Raw genomic sequence first — 16,320 nt, forward strand, 5'->3', positions numbered from 1 at the left:
ATGACCCTTCGCTACGTCCGCTCCGGGGCAGGCGGTGCTGCCAATGGCACCGACTGGGCCAACGCCTATCTGACCCTTGCCGCCGCGTTGACCGCATCCGCCGCAGGCGACACGATCTATGTCTCTGAGGATCACGCAGCGAGTCTCGCAGCGTCGCAAACCTACACGTCACCCGGCACTGCATCATCTTTGGTCAGGGTCGTCTGCGTCAACCATTCTGGGTCGGTGCCGCCGGTTTCTGCCGATATCCGGACAACAGCGACAGAATCAACGACACTCGGCAACGCAATGACGTTTGCTGGGTCGTTCTGCGTCTACGACGGAATAACATTCACCTGTGGCAGCAGCAGCAATTCCGCGACTCTCACGGTGCTCAACACAACTGACAAGATTATCAAATTTCAAAACGCAGCGCTTAGAATCGGCACCACCGCAGCGAGCTCCAACATTACCCTTGGAAACGGCAGCACTGGTGGAAGTAGCATCGAATTGGTGAACACGACTGTTCAATTCTCCAATGTCGGGCAGAAGATTCTAGTTAATTCTGCTGAAGTGTTATGGCGCAATACGCCTTCCGCCATAACCGGGGCGACAATACCAACCACACTTTTCACCGTGGCGGCATCTAACAGAAGCGCTCGTATAGAATGCAGCGGCGTTGATCTTAGCGCGCTCGGCTCTGGCAAGACGATTTTTACAAACAGCGCCGGTCAGATGGCGGCTCAGCTATCATTGGTGGATTGCAAGATCGACACGGCAGTGACGCTCTGCTCGACGCCAGCAGCTCGCGGCGACGGCGGGCTCGATTATCTAAGGGTCGATTCCGGAGGCACCAATTACAAGCACGGTCGCGTCCGCTATGAAGGCACGCAGACCGAGGAGACGACGATTGTACGCAGCGGCGGTGCCAGCGACGGCACCACGCCGATCGCAGAGAAGATTGTCACCACCGCCAATTGCACCGAACACTTTCCGTTTAAAAGCCCTCCGATAGCCATCTGGAACGACACGACAGGATCATCGGTAACAGCGACAATCGAGGGTATATGGGGCGGCGGCGCCGTGCCGAACAATAACGACATCTGGCTTGAGGTGGAATATCTCGGCAGTGCGTCGTCGCCGAATGCCAGCTTCGTCCACAACAGCAAGGCTGACATTCTCGCATCAAGCTCGGCTCTTGCGGCTGGCTCCGGGACATGGGGCGGAAGCACAACCAAATTCAAGTTGGCCGTCACGTTCACGCCACAACAGAAGGGTTGGATTCTTGCCTATGTAAATGCAGGGGCTGCGTCGTCAACCTTCTATATCGACCCGAAGATCACGCTGACCTAGCCGAAAAAAGGAGCCAGCGCGACGAACGCCGGCTCCCTCTATAGCCCTTTGCGAACTCGCCAGAAGCTCTCAAGCAAATCCGCTCAGGGTGAACGCGCTGTTCGGGTTCAATCGACGGCAGCGCGCTTGTCTCTCATCACGGCACGGCAGGCGTGCAGCCTGCGACGGCCGTGTTCAGATCGGTGCAGAGATCGGTGAATCGACCAGTCACCCACAAGGCGCGGGACAAGCACGGCGGGCGTTCGGTAGGCAAATAAAGGATCCCAAATGAAACTGATACCGAACTGGTGGGCGGTGCTTACGCGCGCCTGGAGCAACCGCTTTGCGGCCGTTGCCGTCCTGTTTGGCGGCATTGATGCTGCGACTCCGTACCTCTACGGCGTGCTTCCGATACCAGACCGACTGTTCGCGCTGCTGGCCGCAGTAGCCAGCATGGCTGCAATCGTCGCGCGCCATCTCCCACAAGGAAACTTGAAAGATGAGTAGGCTTAAGAAGGCCGGCGCGCTCACGGCTGCCGGAGCATTGGCCATCGGCCTTATTGGCGGCTTTGAGGGTTTGCGCCTGAATAGCTATCCGGATGTCGTCCACGTGTGGACGGTCTGTTACGGCGAGACGCGAGGCGTAAAACCCGGCATGAAATTCACCAAGAGTGAGTGCGACGCAAAGCTTGCCGCGGCGCTGGTCGAGTTTGAGACAGGCATGCGCAAATGCTTGGTGGCGCCGGACGCGATACCCGACAAGCCTTATGCCGCGTTCCTTTCGCTATCTTACAACATTGGCACAACAGGCTTCTGTAAGTCGTCTGTGGCCAGATACGCCAACGCCGGCAACATGACTGCGGCCTGCAATGCTTTGCTTGGCTACAACAAGGGCGGCCGTCCGCTGCGCGTCATCAAGGGCTTGGATACGCGACGCAAACAGGAGCGCGCGCTGTGTCTTGAGGGCATAAACTAATGGGCCAGACGTGGGTAATCTTCCTTACGCCTTACATTGGGCGCGCGTTGCAAGTCGGCGCTGTGGCTCTTGTCCTTTGGTGGCTGCTGTGAAGTGGCTCAACCTGCTGACGGGCGGCTATGCCTCTTTGGTGCTCTACGCAATTGCCGCAGCCGCAATCGCTGCCGTTCTCGGCTGGACCTATCACTTGGGTTACGACAAGGCCGAAACCAAGGGGACGGCAAAATACGAACAGCGCGAAGTCGAGATTGCCAAGGCGACCGCCGCGGAAATCGGCCGCCAGGCACAAGCCAATGCGCAGGCGAAGGCAATCGAGGCTGCCCGCATTGCGCAACTTGAGGCCGAGAACGCAGCCCTAGAACTTCTTATCAAGGAAAAATCGGATGAAGCGGACGCTGACCCTGATCGTGATCGGCCTGCTTTGTCTAGCGGCGCAGGGTTGCGTATCGACGCGATTCATTAGTTTGCCGCCCGCCTTGGTTGAGCCAGATGCGCGCCTGCTGGCGGCCTGCCTTGGTCCGGTTCGGTTGCCTTCTGGGGAATTGACGCAGCGCGATGTCGAGCGGCTTTGGATATCTGACCGCAAGGCGTTGATAAACTGCGGGAAGCGTCATGCCGCCCTGCGCGACTTTTACCATGAGCGCGACGCCGATTTGCGCAATATCGAGAAGCGCAAGGGCTGGGCGGGGGAATGATCCAAGAACGCGTAACCAATGGCATAGCAGCTGCGGCCACGACCAATGTCCTCTGGCTCCCGTATATACAAGACGGCGCTTCGCTGGCGCTTACCCTTCTCGGCATCGTATGGCTTGCCGTTCAGATTTATTACAAAGTTTCACGCGGCAGATAACTGTCGCCGTTTGTTTCGAATTCGCCCGCTTGCCCTAACCGGCAGGCGGGCTTTTTTGCGTTTAGCCGTTGCTAATCTTCCAGAGACTGACCGCCTTCTTTGCTACGGATGTTCCGAGCCAGAGCGCGACCGTCGAGAGCAGCGTCGCATACAGGCAAACATGAAGCCAGCGTGCGCGCCACAATCCCCCCTTCGGCGAGTTCGAGGTAGTACTCCTCGCGAAAATCTTCGACAGATTGCGCGAAGATGCGCTCGAAGGCCTTCTTCGGCACGAAGAATTTGATCAAGGCCAGGATCGTGGAAGCAGGGGCGGAAACGATGGTTTGCCCCCTCCTGGAGGCGAGGAGGACGGCTGCTATGACGGCTTCGTTAGCGATCAAGGCGGGGACGTAGGAGACCCCCAATACCAGCCGGATCGGACGGGACTTTATTCGCGGCAGGTTGTACTTCATATCATCCATCGCGAGGAGAGTTTGGCGAAGCACCTTCGCTGATCGGTGACGTCCGAGGGGAAGCGCGCGATTCAATCGAGGTGAGCGTTCTGCCTTCGGTCGGCCCGGTGGCGGGCTGCTTAAAAAATGGCCGATGGCCTTCAAAACAGAGAGGAAACTTCTCATTGAGGGACGATCTCCCAAGACAAGTAGGCCGCCGCGGCTGCCTGTGCGGCCGCCAACGCACGTTGGCCCAAGCCTGAGATGCTGTAGATGCGTCTCGGCATACCGCTCTCATGGGGCGCGCGCTCGGCTTCCCGAGATTTGACGTAGCCCTTATCGGCCATCCGCTCGAGCGTCACGTAGACGGTTCCTCGCTTCAAGATCGAAGACTCCTTCACCATTTCCAGCCCGTACATCTCTTTCGAGCGCAGAAGGCTCAGAATCTCAAATTCCACGCGCGAAACGCGCGGCACATTATTCATTGGTTCGCTCCTACAGTCTGTATAACCGCTATTACACATTGTAAGACTGAAAATCAAGGGCCCAGCGTAGGCACCTGAATTGGTGCCGCATTAAGTGCGCGGCTGGAACATTAGCGCCATCCGGCGATTTACGTTAGGTGTCGGATGCCGCTGCTTGGCGTCCGGCGCAGGCTGGTGGGGCAAACATCGGCCGGCCCGCGCTTCCCTCCGTGGCGCGGGCTTTTGATGAATCTCCATATTTCAGCAACTGCTAACGGAACTAAATTAGGCCCCGCGCTTTGAGACTCGCCCTGAGTGGAGTCCCATGCGTAAGAAGGCTTCTGGCGCCCAGCTGTCGTTCATTCCCCCGATGATGCCAACCCTGGTTGAGAAGCCAGCGGAGGGCGGCGGATGGATACACGAAGTTAAATTCGACGGCTACCGCACGCAGATCGTCATTGACGACAGTGGCGTTCGCCTCTTCACTCGCCGCGGCCACGATTGGACGTCGAAATACAGTCCGATCGCCGAGGCGTCGAAGGCGCTCCACGTCGAACGCGCCGTCCTCGACGGAGAGGTCATCGTCACCAATGATGCTGGCCTTTCAGACTTCCGTGCGCTTCGCTCTGCGATCACCAGCCGCCCGCAGGATCTGTATTTCGTCGCGTTCGATCTGTTGCACCTCGACGGAGAGGACCTGCGCGATCTGGGAGTTGAAGTGCGGCGGGAACTCCTTCAATGCGTGATCCCGCCCAACGGCAGGATCCAATTCAGCGAACCGCTGCCCGGCGACGCAAATTCCATCTTTCAGTTGATCGACCAGGCTGGCATCGAGGGCATGGTATCGAAACGGATCGGCAGCACGTATCGTGAAAGCGGCAAGCCCGCATTCGCCTTGCTCGCTGAGCCGGGCACCGGCCGCTATGTCGGATCGGCCTTCATTACCCTCAATCGGGAAATGCGCGAACGCCTGTGGAAGCGCGTTCAGGAGCATTCCGGGCCGGCGCCTAAGGGCATGAAGCGGCCCGCAACGCAGTGGGTCAAGCCAGGGCTGATCGGCCGCGTGAAGCACTTACGTGGCGAAGAAGATTTGCGGCATGCTTCGCTGCAGGATTTCCGGGAAGAATGAGCAAGCGCGGGAGTGATTTTCTCTACCAATGGCCCGCTGCTTTCCCCGGCAGCGGGCTATCTCTCAGAGATACCGATCACCGTCGGCGCGATGTTCGAAACAGAACCAACGCGACGGCTGCTTCGGCTTGGCGAAGCCCCAGCCGGCATCCTTGCCGCAACCGGGGTGCTCGCAGAGATGATGCTGGATGCCCGGTGGCGTGATGTGCTCTGCCCGTGGAAGCCTGATTTCATCAGTCACAAAAGGATGCCTTGTGCTGGCGACTGCACGGGAAACTTGATCTGTGTTGCCGGCTTCCCGACGATCACCAATGCATCGTCGGGCGCAGGCCGCTGTAGTCGCTTCGCTTCAGACCACGGCGCCGTCAGCCACGCCTCTATGTCGTCACGCGTCTTCAGGATCACAGGCATTGCCTTCTCGTGGATCGGCGCGATGAGAGCGTTGGGCTTGGTGGTCATGAAGCCGTAAAGCTCATGGTCGCCAGGCCCTTCCTTGACCTTGCGTACGCCCTGCCAGGGCGTCCCCGGGCCGGCGAAGAAGAACAGCGGACGCTCCTCGCTCAACGCGAACCAGTAGTTCTTCTGGACGCCTGTCTCGGGATCCTTGTCGTTGGGCGTTGGGGAGGGCTCGGCGAAGCTTGTCACAGGCACTACGCAGCGGTTCTCGACGCCAACAAAGGATCGCCACCAGCTGATAAGCAAGGTGATCGAGAGGGCTGCGGAGATTTTGAATTGCGTCGGCCGCAATGGCCGTCAATGAATGGGGAATCGGTGCCACTTTGCTGGCATAATCACGGACAATTCTGCAGGTACCACATCGCCTGATCGCAGGATCTGATCTTGCCGCAAGTCAGTCGCGTGCCGCAGTCCCAGGACTGAGCGAGCAAGTTGGCGCTAGGAGAGGGGGCTGGCGAGGAGGGCGCCGACGATCCACCAAGCGCCCAATAGATTGCCCCGCCGACAATGACGGCAGGACCGGCACGGCAAAGAAGCCAGAGGTGCAGCCGAATATCGCCAGGGAAGCGTGTCATTGTTTACACGGATAGCCGTCTGTCAGCGCCTGGCGAGTGAGGAGATAGCCAGCCAAATGTCTCTTTTCCGGATGCTGATCGAGAAAACGTGCAACGACTTCCGTAACGTCGTTTGCATTCACGCTATCGGTGAGGCAGAACGGTCCGATGTTCTCGACCTCGGAAACACCAATAGAATTCATTATCCCGAAATGATCTAAGACTCCAACGACGAACCCGTAGCACTCGGCAGCATCCCATGCCTGCCGCGTGCTCACATATCCTCCAGATCTTTCTCATTTCAAGGAATTCCCGACAGTATTTGGTAAGTGTGTCGCCGGGCATGTAAACGCTGACGTCTTTGGCGCTCGCCGCCACTGCCCACAAAGTTCCTGCCGCAGTCATTGCAATACCACAGTAAGCTACTCTCTGTAACTTTCTCAAATCGCGTCCCTTCTCTCGAGGACCGATCGAGCAATATCCAGCATTGGAAAACGCCTATCAGTTGTCACCGCGACGAGATTAACGCGGGCAGCCTCGGTTGAGGTCACGAGGTTGGTATTGGGACGGCCACGCCGCCGGCAAGATAATCCTTCGCCGTAGCTCGCAGGCGATCGGCGTAGTCATAGATTTCGTCGAGCGAGTCGATCTTGACCTTCTCTTCCTTCTCGCCGTCAAAAAGTCCGAGATATTTGACGGTCCTGTTGAACCATAGTCGGGCCAGTGGCTTACGATTGTTGTTGTCGACAAGGATGCCGCAATAACTTTTTTGGTCGCGCATAATCACCCTTGCTGGCTTCAGAAGGTCGCGAACAATTGCGCGGACGACCATAAATCCCTCGCGCTCATCCTCGGTTGTCACAACCTCTTCTTCGGTGCCAAGTCCCTCCGCGCCAATCTCCGATATCTCCGTCTCTGCTAGGGCGGTAGAAAGACGAGACTGAACCGACTCCCGAACGATTTCTCGAAAGGCGGCCTTCACCATGGGTGTGAACTGTTCTTTGACCTGCGCTGTAAATCGGCCCTGGTAAAGTCCAACCGTTACCATCCGGACAAAATCTTCGGGCGGGTTCTCCATCACGCCGCCAATCTCTTTCTTGATGGCGGAGGTGTACTTCAGGCGATGGGCGGACTGGAGAATTCCATCCACATTGAAATCGGCCTTTGCGAATTTCTTCAATTCGGACGTCAATTGGCCCTGCAGGTCTGAAAGTTCGAATGTGAGGAATGGTCGATCATCGAGCTTGTTTGGCGCGACAAGATCGGTATGGAAGTGGAAGGCTCGACCGTTTGTCAGAATTGCGAATTTGGCATTCGTGACAGAAAAATATCGATACAATTGAGCAAGGTGAACTCGATCGAGAACGGTAGAGATTGGCTTGCACTCGACAAGTATTCTGATCTCCCCATCAATTTTGATCGCGTAGTCTACTTTTTCTCCTTTTTTCCCTACCGCATCGGCACAGAACTCGGGGATGACCTCGTCGGGATTGAAAACGTCATAATCTAAGGCGGCCAAAAAAGGTAACACGATTGCCGTCTTTAGGGCTTCCTCCGTAAGCATTGCGCTTGAGTGAGTTTTGATGCGATCGGCAAGAACACGAAGTTTTTCTTCGACACTCATAGTTCCCCTCCCAAAATTATGGGGCAGGATCGTGCAAAAGATGGATTCGCGCAAGTCGATCTAGATTCGGCGACTTATGAGTCGACAAATGGCAGTCACGGTGAACGCCCGTAGCTTTACAGCAGGGCCGGACATTCGACCGTCCCGCCCACCTCCCGCGGGGAGTTCAATCGCCCTCGCTGATTTTATCCGTCAACATCTTCGTGTGTGGCGGGCGCTTGGCACGCTGAAGGATCAATTTACGGCTGCTGCGCATGGCTTCAGCCTGCTCCTCAAGCCGCGCCTCCTCCTCAAGTGTTTGTAGTTCTACGCGCATCTCCTTATCAAACACTAGGAGGCTTCCGATCTCTGCGTCGTCCGGAAGCGGATCGCAAACCAACCACCATATATCTCGCCCGCCTATCATCGGAACGAACACGCGACGGCGGACTTTGAGGGGATCGTGGATCTCGTCAGCGATTATGTCCCCGACGTCGGGCACAAAGCCAAAGCGCGCGATTTCACAGGTCCGCGAAAGTTGCAATTCGCCGTCGAGCCAATACGCGATTTCGATCTTGGGTGGCTCGCCGTTCATTTATTGACCTCGTCATCGCTTGTCGCGGCAATTCGCGCCCTCGCGCTCCTTGCGCAGGATCTCTTTGCGTTCAAACGTCCAGTATGAAGGATCGCGGTTGGAGCGGTCTAGCGTCTCGGCGGTATCGATGGGACCAACCTCCAACGGTTCGCTCAACCAAACCACTTGGAAGCCCTCGCGATGGATACGTCGTACCGCTTCGTCCAATTTATAGAAATGGTCTTCATGAATTTGATCAACAATCAGGACCCAGAAGCCACAGTCTTCATCGTCTGGCCTTAGATCAACCAGATAACGATTTTCGACCTGATAGACGGCAAGCCCTTCGTCCTCTAGATGCAGCGTAAGGCGGTCTCCGATACATGGGACCACATTCTTGAGGCGTTTCAGCGACAGTCGATCATGATCGAAGTAGCCGTCCCCACTCCTCATCAGCACAACGATTTCGTCGCGCACCGTATCGTCATTCACGACCGCAACTTCACGCCCGTGCCATTGATGAACTCGACGCCTGCGGCTTCGAGGGCTGCGCGGATGGCGGCCAGCGTTCGGGGCAGAAGTTCCTCGCCACGCTCAAAACGAGTCACCGTGTTTATCGCAACCCCTGCTGACTTAGCCAAGTCGCGAACCCCGAGACCAAGCGCGGCCCTGGCCATCTTGCACTGAATTGGGTTCATCTGGAATTCCACTTGACGTTTGGAAGGGCCTGGCCCAATGTTGATACATTGTAGCGATTCCGCTACAAATAATCAACAAGGGGTTTGGGAAAATGGACAACGCCAATAGGATTGATACGCCTTACATCGCCCATACGCCAGAGAAGCCACCTGCGGGCACTTACTGGGGCGATATGAGCTATCAAGTTGCGGGATATAGCGTCTGTCACCATGACCGGCACGGGAAGCGTACCAACATGCTGACCCATTCACATAATGAGTTTCAAGAGGCGAAAGCCGAGGCGCGAAAGCTCGCAGAGGCTTTCGCAGAAGACGGCGGCGATTGGTCGGTGTTGATGCAGGTCAACATCGTGATCTGAGCGCTCTCGGCCGGAACTCCTAAAAGCCCGCTTCGGCGGGTTTTCGTGCGTCACGCGCAGACTTTATTCGGCAGGGGCGTCCTATGCTGTGAATCGGCGGGCGACGAATTCGCTGCCGTCAGAACAGGAGCCAGAGATGCGTGAGCACAATTCAACATTGCCCATCCATGGTGGGCTAGTCGAAATCGCCAAACGACTGGCGAAGACGCCAGGACGGCAGGGGCGGTTCGATGGCTATGAGCCGGTAAGGGACGGACATCCATGGTGCCCGGTATGTCACATCACAGGTGTCATTAAGCCATCAAAACTCGAGGTTGCTGAAGACGACAACCCTGCCGAAACGCGCAGGTACTCTTGCGCCGTGTGTCACGGAGAGTTTCGAGTAGGTACGTGATTTTGCCTGGGAGGGGTGCAACAATCCAAAAGGCCCGCCTCTGCGGGCTTTTCTTTGGAAGGCCTTTAGGAAAGCCTATGGCGTCAATCTGAATTATTCTTGTATTTCAATTGATTGTATCGGAAAAATGTCTCCGCTGACCGAAACCGTCCTCTTTGTCTTCAGCCTTGTCGCGCTCGGCTATCTCGCCGGGCTCACCGGCTATCTCAAGCCGGCGAGCGGCGAGGGCATTTCCGAATTTGCCATCAACGTGGCGATGCCGCTGCTCTTGCTGCAAACGATGGTGAAGTCCGATTTCCACGGCGTCGCGCCATGGTCGTTGTGGGGCGCCTATTTCACGGCGTTCGCCATCACCTGGGCAGCCGGCCATCTGGTCACCACGCGAATATTCGGGCGAGACGCCCGCGCCGGCGTGGTCGGCGGCGTTTCGTCGGCCTATTCCAATGTGGTCCTGCTGGGAGCCCCCTTCATCCTCGGCATTTTTGGACAGGACGGATTCGAGGTATTGTCGCTACTGGTTTCCATTCACCTGCCGGTCACGATGGCGGCCTCGATCATCCTGTTCGAGATGTTCGGCCGCGGCGGCAACGAGCCTGTGCATCCGCTGCGCGTCATCCAGAGCTTCTTATGGCGGCTGTTCGTCAATCCGCTGATCATCGGCATCCTGGTGGGGCTTGCCTGGCGCATTACCGGGGCGCCGCTGCCCGATCTGGTCATGCGGCTGGTCGATGCGTTGGCCGCCACGGCAGGGCCGGTCGCGCTGTTCGCGATGGGGCTCAGCCTGCGCCGCTTCGGCATCTCCGGCAATGTCGGGCCGGCGCTCGCTTTGTCGGCGTTGAAGCTGTTCCTGATGCCGGGGCTGGTGCTCAGCCTGGTCTGGCTGTTCGGCCTGCCGCCTTTGACGGCAAAGGTGGCGGTCCTGGTGGCAGCGCTGCCGTCCGGCAGCAATACATATCTCATCGCCGTGCAGTTCAACACCGGCCAGGCGCTGGCGTCGAACCAGATGACCATCGCCACGGCGAGCGCGGTCGTCACCACGGCTTTCTGGCTGACGGGGGTGGTCCACATTTTTGGATAAAACTGGGGCACTCGGGCCGGAATCCGGGAGGGCGTGCTCTCGCCTTCTCTGGCCCAACCCCTATATGCCATATTGCGATTGCTTGCCGGGCTCGCTCTAGGTAAAGAGCAGTGCCCCAGCGTGCCGGCTTCGAGGCCATTGCGCACGCTCCACCGAAGAAATCAGCGGCCGGCCCGCCACTTGCGCCGAACGGAGGTTAGACCATGCTTCAGAAAACCAGCCATTTCATGCGGCAGGCCAATCTCATCAACGGCGAGTGGGTGCAGGCCGACAGCGGCCAGACGCTCGACGTCAACAACCCGGCGACCGGCCTCAAGATCGGCACCGTGCCGAAGGCGGGCAAGGCGGAGACCCGCCGCGCCATCGAGGCTGCCCATGAAGCCTTCAAGACCTGGCGCAAGACCACCGCGCTCGAGCGCTCGAAGCTGCTGCGCAAGTTACATGACGCGATGATGGACAATCAGGACGTGCTGGCCGAACTCTTGACCATCGAGCAGGGCAAGTCGCTGTTCGAATCCAAGGGCGAGATCGGCTCGGCCGCGTCTTACATCCTGTGGTTCGCCGAGGAAGGCCGCCGCACCTATGGCGACGTCGTGCCGTCGCCGTGGGCGGACCGCCGCATCCTGGTGACCAAGGAGCCGGTCGGCGTCATCGCCGCCATCACGCCGTGGAATTTCCCGTCCTCGATGCTCGCCCGCAAGCTCGGCCCGGCGCTGGCCGCCGGCTGCACCGCCGTTGTCAAGCCGGCGACGCAGACGCCTTATTCCGGCCTGGCCTGGGGTGCGCTCGCTGAGGAAGTCGGCTTTCCCAAGGGTGTCGTCAATATCCTGACCGGTGCGGCCGCCGAAATCGGCGACGAGATCTGCGCCAATCCGCTGGTGTCGAAGATCACCTTCACCGGCTCGACCGAGATCGGCAAGATGCTCATCCAGAAGTCGTCGGTGACCGTCAAGAAAGTGTCGATGGAGCTCGGCGGCAACGCGCCGTTCATCGTCTTCGACGATGCCGATATCGAGCGCGCCGTCACTGGTGCCATCACCGCCAAATACCGCAATTCCGGCCAGACCTGCGTCTGCACCAACCGCTTCCTGGTTCAGGCCGGCGTCTATGACAAGTTCGTCGAAAAGCTCGCCGCCGCCAGCGACAATCTCAAGGTCGGTTCCGGCCTCGAAGAGGGCGTGCAGCAGGGTCCGCTGATCGACGAGAAGGCGGTCGAGAAGGTCGAGGAACTGATCGCCGACGCGACGTCCAAGGGCGGCAAGGTCGTCGCCGGCGGCAAGCGCCATGCATTGGGCGGCTCGTTCTTCCAGCCGACGGTCATTGCCAACGCGACGCCGAAGATGCGCTTCATGAAGGAAGAGATCTTTGGGCCGGTCGCACCCGTGTTCAAGTTTGAGACCGAGGAAGAGGCCGTCGCTTTGGCCAACGACACCGAATTCGGTCTTGCCTGCTATTTCTACACCGGCGATCTCGGCCGCGCCTTCCGCGTCATGGAAGGGCTGAAATACGGCATGGTCGGCGTCAATGAAGGCCTCATCACCACACCGGAAGCGCCGTTCGGCGGCGTCAAGGAATCGGGCCTCGGCAAGGAAGGCGGACATCAGGGCATCGAGGACTATCTCGACACCAAATATGTCTGCATTGGCGGCCTCGGCCTCTGATTGTTTCGAGGCCTGCCCGACATCGGCAGGCCTCGATCCTCAAACCGCATTTCGGGCATGACGATGAAGGACGGCGAGGTCTTCGGTACGACGCAGGCGGGCGACGCAGTCCGCCGCTTCACCATCCGTGGCGGCGGCCTTACCGCCAACATCATCGGGCTGGGCGCAATCATCCAGGATTTGCGGCTCTCCGGCCACGATGCGCCGCTGGTGCTGGGTTATGACCGTTTCGAGCCGTACGAGACCGACGGGGCGTTCTTCGGCGCCGTCGTCGGACGCTATGCCAACCGCATCCGCGACGGCCGCTTCACCATCGCCGGCAATCGCTACCAGACGGAACGCAACTTCCTCGACAAGCACACGCTGCATGGCGGCTCGCAAGGCTATTTCCACCGGCCGTGGACGGTTTCGCTGCATGGCCGGGACTTCGTCACGCTGACCCTGCACGACCCCGACGGCACGATGGGCTTTCCCGGCGCGCTCGACGTGACCTGCACCTACCGGCTAAAAATCCCAGGCACGCTCAGCGTCGAGCTGACCGCGACCTCAGAGGAACCGACGCTGTGCAATCTCGCGCAGCATTCCTATTTCAACCTCGACGACGGCGGCGCCGGCGACATCCTCGACCACCGGCTGATGCTCAATGCCGGCGCCTACACGCCGATCGACGGCGAGATGATCCCGACAGGCACGGTCAAGCCGGTCGACGGCACGCCCTTCGACTTCCGCCAGGCGCGGCCATTGCGCATGGAGAGCGAGGGCGAGCAGCTCCCCTATGACCTAAATTTCTGCCTCGCCCCGACACGCGGGCCGCTGAAGCAGGCGTCGTGGGCGCAGGGCGCGACTTCCGGCGTCGAGATGGAGGTGTGGACCACGGAGCCCGGCCTGCAGCTCTACACCGGTCAATATCTGGCGCCGGTCTCGCCGGGCCTGGATGGGCGCCAGTACAAGGCGTTTTCGGGCTTTTGCCTGGAGGCGCAAGTGTGGCCGGATGCACCGAACCGGCCGTATTTCCCGCAAGCCACTCTGTGGCCGGGGCAGATCTACCATCAGGTCACGGAATACCGGTTCCGGCTACCCTAGGTTTCGAAAGCAGTTCTTAGGGTCTCGAACGGCGCCAGCGCGCCGCGTACCTGCACGACGGCGGCGGCGACGCGATGTGCGCGCAGCACGGCATCTGCTGGGGCATGGCCGGCGAGCCGGGCGGCGAGGTAGCCGCCATTGAAGGAATCGCCGGCGCCGGTGGTGTCGACGGGGGTCGCGACATGGACCGCCGGGACCGGCTGAAATGTTCCGTGCGTCGCGATCAGCGCCGCTTCCTCGCCGTTCTTGACGACGACTTCGCCGACCAGTTTTCCGAGCCGCTCGGCGGTCGCCTGCGGCGTGGCGTCGCCAAACAGCATCTGTTCGTCGGGAAAGGTCGGCAGGGCGATGTCGGTGACGGCAAGCGCTTCGAGGATCGCGGCTTGTGCTTCCTGGCGGTTGCGCCACAGGCGTGGCCGGTAATTGGGATCAAAGGCGACAAGCGAACCGGCTGCGCGGGCCTTGGCCACCGCCGCCAGCAACGTCTTGCGCGCGGTATCGTCCAGAATTGCCAAGGTGATTCCGGAAAAATACACAAGCGCCTGATATTCAAGGCTTTTTGCCAAAGCGGGCGGATCCGAGGCGAGCTGCCTGGCGGCCGCATCGGCGCGCCAGTAGGTGAAGGCGCGTTCGGCGCCTGTCAGCGTGATGGCATAGAGGCCGGGCCGGGCGCCCGCGATGACCGGGCTTTGGCCGATGCCGATGCCGTTTTCGGCGAAGAAAGCAATCTGTCCCTGCGAGAACGGGTCGTCGCCGAAGGCCGAAACGTAGGTCGCCGGTCGGTCGTTGTTCAGCGCATGCAGCGCCCATAGCGTGTTGAACGTGTCGCCGGCAAAGCCCATGCGCCAGTTCGGCCCGGCCTGGCCCGACAGTTCGAGCATGCACTCACCGATCGATGCGATTCCGGCCATCTATCTCTCTCCTGACGATTTTGCTGCTGTAGCTTTTTGCGTCCGGTAGCGCCATGCTTGGCGCAGGCCGATTTTTGCGCCAGAAGCGTTTTCCCGTGGGACGCGATCCGCCCGCTGCAACGTTGTCTTGGAAAAGGAACCGGTTTGGCATCCCTATGGCGTTATCTTCTCGCGGGCCTCGGTCTGGCCGCCTTACTGGTCGGCATACTGGCGATCGTCTACCTGACCGCCCCGCAAACGGCGCCGGGTGCCGACACGTCGCGCTCGAAGACGACCGCGAACCGGCTATTCGTCGCCAGTTTCCAGCCGGAACGCGGCGTCATCAGACAGGGCGAACTGCAATCCTGGCTGCTGACGCTGAAGACGGTCAAGGGTGTGCCGGTGGAAGGGGCGGCAATCACGGTTTCCGGTGGCATGCCGCTGCACAATCACGGTCTGCCGACCAGCCCGCAGGCGACCGACTATCTGGGCGAAGGGCGCTACCGCATCGACGGACTGAAATTCACCATGAGCGGATGGTGGCAATTGCGCTTTGCCATTTCCGCGGCGGCCGGCTCCGATACGGTCGTCTTCAATTTAGTGCTGTGACTAGATGAAGCGCGGTCTTTTGTGTCTTCTGGTGGTGATGGCCATGATTGCCGGCTGCGGCAAGCCGCAGTTCAGCGATGCCGAGGAGAAAACCATCGCTTCGCTGGCGTTGAACACGTTGCCGGCGCTGAAGCCCGACACCACCAACCGCTTCGCCGACATACCGGCTGCCGCCGCACTGGGCTCGACGCTGTTCTTCGACCAGGGCATGAGCCGTGACGGGACGGTCTCATGCTCGACCTGCCACAAGATCGACCGCCAGTTCCAGGACGACCTGCCGCAAGCGGTCGGCGTCGGCCGCACCAACCGGCGCACCATGCCGCTGGCCGGTGTCGCGCGCGATCCATGGTTCTTCTGGGACGGGCGGCGCGACAGCCTGTGGGCGCAGGCGCTGACGCCGCTTGAAAACCCGCTCGAGCAGGCCGGCAACCGCGCCGCTTTCGCGCACTATATCAAGGGACGTTTCGGCGAGCGCTACGAGCGCATCTTCGGACCGCTGCCCGACCTTTCGACCGTGCCGGCCAATGCCAGCCCGCTCGGCACCGATGCCGAGAAGGCTGCGTGGGAGGCGATGCCCGCCAGCCAGGCCGAGGACGTCAATCGCGTCTTCGCCAATATCGGCAAGGCGATCGCCGCCTTCGAGCGGTCGATCGAGCCGCCACAGACACGCTTCGACCGTTTTGCCATCGATCTGGCGTCGGGCGCCAGGCCGCAAGTCGACGACGCGCTTTCGCCGGAGGAAATCCTCGGGCTGAAGCTGTTCATCAGCAAGGCCAATTGCGTGACCTGCCACAACGGTCCGCGCTTCACCGACAACAGTTTTCACAACACCGGTGTGCCGCCGGTTGCCGACCTGCCGCAGGACCGCGGCCGCGTCGATGCGATCACTCAGGTCGCGGTGGATCCGTTCAACTGTTTCGGCGCCTTCCGCGACGGCGACGACAGCGCCTGTCGTGAGCTGCGCTTCATGGTCAAGACAGGGCCGGAACTGATCCGCGCCTACAAGACGCCGTCTCTGCGGGGTGCAGCGACGCGACCGCCCTATATGCATGCCGGGCAATTCTCGTCGCTCGACGAGGTGGTGGCGCATTATTCGAAGGCGCCGGTAAGCGTCGAAGGCGTGTCCGAGGTCCACCCACTGCAACTGTCGGACCGCGAGCGCGCTGCACTGGTGGCGTTCTTGAAGACGCTGGCGGAGTGA

General features: G+C 59.8%; 22 protein-coding genes. 12 read left to right on the plus strand and 10 right to left on the minus strand.

Annotated features, from left to right (window positions below):
• From D3227_RS41195 to D3227_RS25770, 5 genes are all read left to right on the plus strand, one after another.
• Positions 1-1,332: a hypothetical protein gene (locus D3227_RS41195; RefSeq protein WP_147377677.1), complete on the plus strand. Its 1,332-nt coding sequence runs from the start codon at positions 1-3 to the stop codon at positions 1,330-1,332.
• A 267-nt stretch (positions 1,333-1,599) separates the two neighbouring features.
• Positions 1,600-1,818 carry a DUF7940 domain-containing protein gene (locus tag D3227_RS25755; RefSeq protein WP_120017093.1) on the plus strand — a complete coding sequence of 73 codons (219 nt, stop codon included), beginning with the start codon at positions 1,600-1,602 and terminating at the stop codon, positions 1,816-1,818.
• Between the two features lie 37 nt (positions 1,819-1,855).
• On the plus strand, positions 1,856-2,287 hold the full coding sequence (locus D3227_RS25760; protein WP_245451877.1) for a lysozyme: 432 nt from the start codon (positions 1,856-1,858) through the stop codon (positions 2,285-2,287).
• Between the two features lie 88 nt (positions 2,288-2,375).
• Positions 2,376-2,750 carry a hypothetical protein gene (locus D3227_RS25765; RefSeq protein WP_120017095.1) on the plus strand — a complete coding sequence of 125 codons (375 nt, stop codon included), beginning with the start codon at positions 2,376-2,378 and terminating at the stop codon, positions 2,748-2,750.
• A gap of 1 nt (position 2,751) precedes the next feature.
• Entirely contained in the window at positions 2,752-2,982 is a 231-nt protein-coding gene (locus tag D3227_RS25770; protein ID WP_245451878.1) for an anaerobic dehydrogenase, read from the plus strand.
• A 226-nt stretch (positions 2,983-3,208) separates the two neighbouring features.
• On the opposite strand, the gene D3227_RS25775 is transcribed toward D3227_RS25770, so the two are convergent.
• Positions 3,209-3,754, minus strand: coding sequence for a hypothetical protein (locus tag D3227_RS25775; protein ID WP_147377678.1), 546 nt, complete (start codon positions 3,752-3,754; stop codon positions 3,209-3,211).
• Positions 3,751-4,053 (minus strand): PadR family transcriptional regulator, encoded by a 303-nt coding sequence (locus D3227_RS25780; protein ID WP_167480844.1) that lies wholly within the window; start codon positions 4,051-4,053, stop codon positions 3,751-3,753. Before D3227_RS25780 ends, D3227_RS25775 begins: the two co-directional genes overlap by 4 nt.
• A gap of 304 nt (positions 4,054-4,357) precedes the next feature.
• Between D3227_RS25780 and D3227_RS25785 the strand changes: the two genes are divergently transcribed.
• On the plus strand, positions 4,358-5,161 hold the full coding sequence (locus D3227_RS25785) for an ATP-dependent DNA ligase (RefSeq protein ID WP_245451879.1): 804 nt from the start codon (positions 4,358-4,360) through the stop codon (positions 5,159-5,161).
• A gap of 63 nt (positions 5,162-5,224) precedes the next feature.
• On the opposite strand, the gene D3227_RS41765 is transcribed toward D3227_RS25785, so the two are convergent.
• The 7 genes from D3227_RS41765 to D3227_RS25815 form a co-directional block, all read right to left on the minus strand.
• The gene (locus D3227_RS41765) at positions 5,225-5,401 is read right to left on the minus strand and encodes a hypothetical protein (protein ID WP_167480843.1); all 177 of its coding nucleotides are present in this window, start codon (positions 5,399-5,401) and stop codon (positions 5,225-5,227) included.
• Positions 5,398-5,907: an SOS response-associated peptidase family protein gene (locus D3227_RS25790; protein ID WP_425374549.1), complete on the minus strand. Its 510-nt coding sequence runs from the start codon at positions 5,905-5,907 to the stop codon at positions 5,398-5,400. Before D3227_RS25790 ends, D3227_RS41765 begins: the two co-directional genes overlap by 4 nt.
• A 280-nt stretch (positions 5,908-6,187) precedes the next feature.
• Positions 6,188-6,448, minus strand: coding sequence for a Rap1a/Tai family immunity protein (locus tag D3227_RS41200; protein ID WP_147377680.1), 261 nt, complete (start codon positions 6,446-6,448; stop codon positions 6,188-6,190).
• A 269-nt stretch (positions 6,449-6,717) separates the two neighbouring features.
• Positions 6,718-7,794: a type I restriction endonuclease gene (locus D3227_RS25800; RefSeq protein ID WP_120017099.1), complete on the minus strand. Its 1,077-nt coding sequence runs from the start codon at positions 7,792-7,794 to the stop codon at positions 6,718-6,720.
• Between the two features lie 166 nt (positions 7,795-7,960).
• A complete protein-coding gene (locus D3227_RS25805; RefSeq protein ID WP_120017100.1) occupies positions 7,961-8,368 on the minus strand; it encodes a hypothetical protein in 408 nt (135 codons plus the stop codon).
• A 12-nt stretch (positions 8,369-8,380) separates the two neighbouring features.
• Positions 8,381-8,839, minus strand: a complete 459-nt coding sequence (locus D3227_RS25810) for a hypothetical protein (RefSeq protein WP_120017101.1) — start codon at positions 8,837-8,839, stop codon at positions 8,381-8,383.
• Positions 8,836-9,045: a helix-turn-helix domain-containing protein gene (locus D3227_RS25815; protein ID WP_208646428.1), complete on the minus strand. Its 210-nt coding sequence runs from the start codon at positions 9,043-9,045 to the stop codon at positions 8,836-8,838. The genes D3227_RS25810 and D3227_RS25815 overlap by 4 nt, the downstream gene beginning before the upstream one ends.
• Before the next feature lie 92 nt (positions 9,046-9,137).
• Here D3227_RS25815 and D3227_RS25820 point away from each other — a divergent pair, with 92 nt between their 5' ends.
• From D3227_RS25820 to D3227_RS25835, 4 genes are all read left to right on the plus strand, one after another.
• Positions 9,138-9,404: a hypothetical protein gene (locus D3227_RS25820; RefSeq protein WP_120017102.1), complete on the plus strand. Its 267-nt coding sequence runs from the start codon at positions 9,138-9,140 to the stop codon at positions 9,402-9,404.
• A 521-nt stretch (positions 9,405-9,925) separates the two neighbouring features.
• The gene (locus D3227_RS25825; RefSeq protein WP_120017103.1) at positions 9,926-10,876 is read left to right on the plus strand and encodes an AEC family transporter; all 951 of its coding nucleotides are present in this window, start codon (positions 9,926-9,928) and stop codon (positions 10,874-10,876) included.
• A gap of 203 nt (positions 10,877-11,079) precedes the next feature.
• On the plus strand, positions 11,080-12,537 hold the full coding sequence (locus tag D3227_RS25830; protein WP_120017104.1) for an NAD-dependent succinate-semialdehyde dehydrogenase: 1,458 nt from the start codon (positions 11,080-11,082) through the stop codon (positions 12,535-12,537).
• A gap of 57 nt (positions 12,538-12,594) precedes the next feature.
• Positions 12,595-13,620, plus strand: coding sequence for an aldose epimerase family protein (locus D3227_RS25835; RefSeq protein WP_120017105.1), 1,026 nt, complete (start codon positions 12,595-12,597; stop codon positions 13,618-13,620).
• On the opposite strand, the gene D3227_RS25840 is transcribed toward D3227_RS25835, so the two are convergent.
• A complete protein-coding gene (locus tag D3227_RS25840) occupies positions 13,617-14,531 on the minus strand; it encodes a sugar kinase (protein ID WP_120017106.1) in 915 nt (304 codons plus the stop codon). The two genes, D3227_RS25835 and D3227_RS25840, sit on opposite strands and share 4 nt — an antisense overlap.
• A 144-nt stretch (positions 14,532-14,675) precedes the next feature.
• Between D3227_RS25840 and D3227_RS25845 the strand changes: the two genes are divergently transcribed.
• A complete protein-coding gene (locus tag D3227_RS25845; protein WP_120017107.1) occupies positions 14,676-15,119 on the plus strand; it encodes a FixH family protein in 444 nt (147 codons plus the stop codon).
• 4 nt (positions 15,120-15,123) lie between these two features.
• Complete coding sequence (locus tag D3227_RS25850) at positions 15,124-16,320, plus strand: cytochrome-c peroxidase (protein WP_120017108.1); 1,197 nt, start codon at positions 15,124-15,126, stop codon at positions 16,318-16,320.

Origin of the sequence: Mesorhizobium waimense (assembly GCF_003601975.1) — a bacterium.
GTDB lineage: Bacteria > Pseudomonadota > Alphaproteobacteria > Rhizobiales > Rhizobiaceae > Mesorhizobium > Mesorhizobium waimense.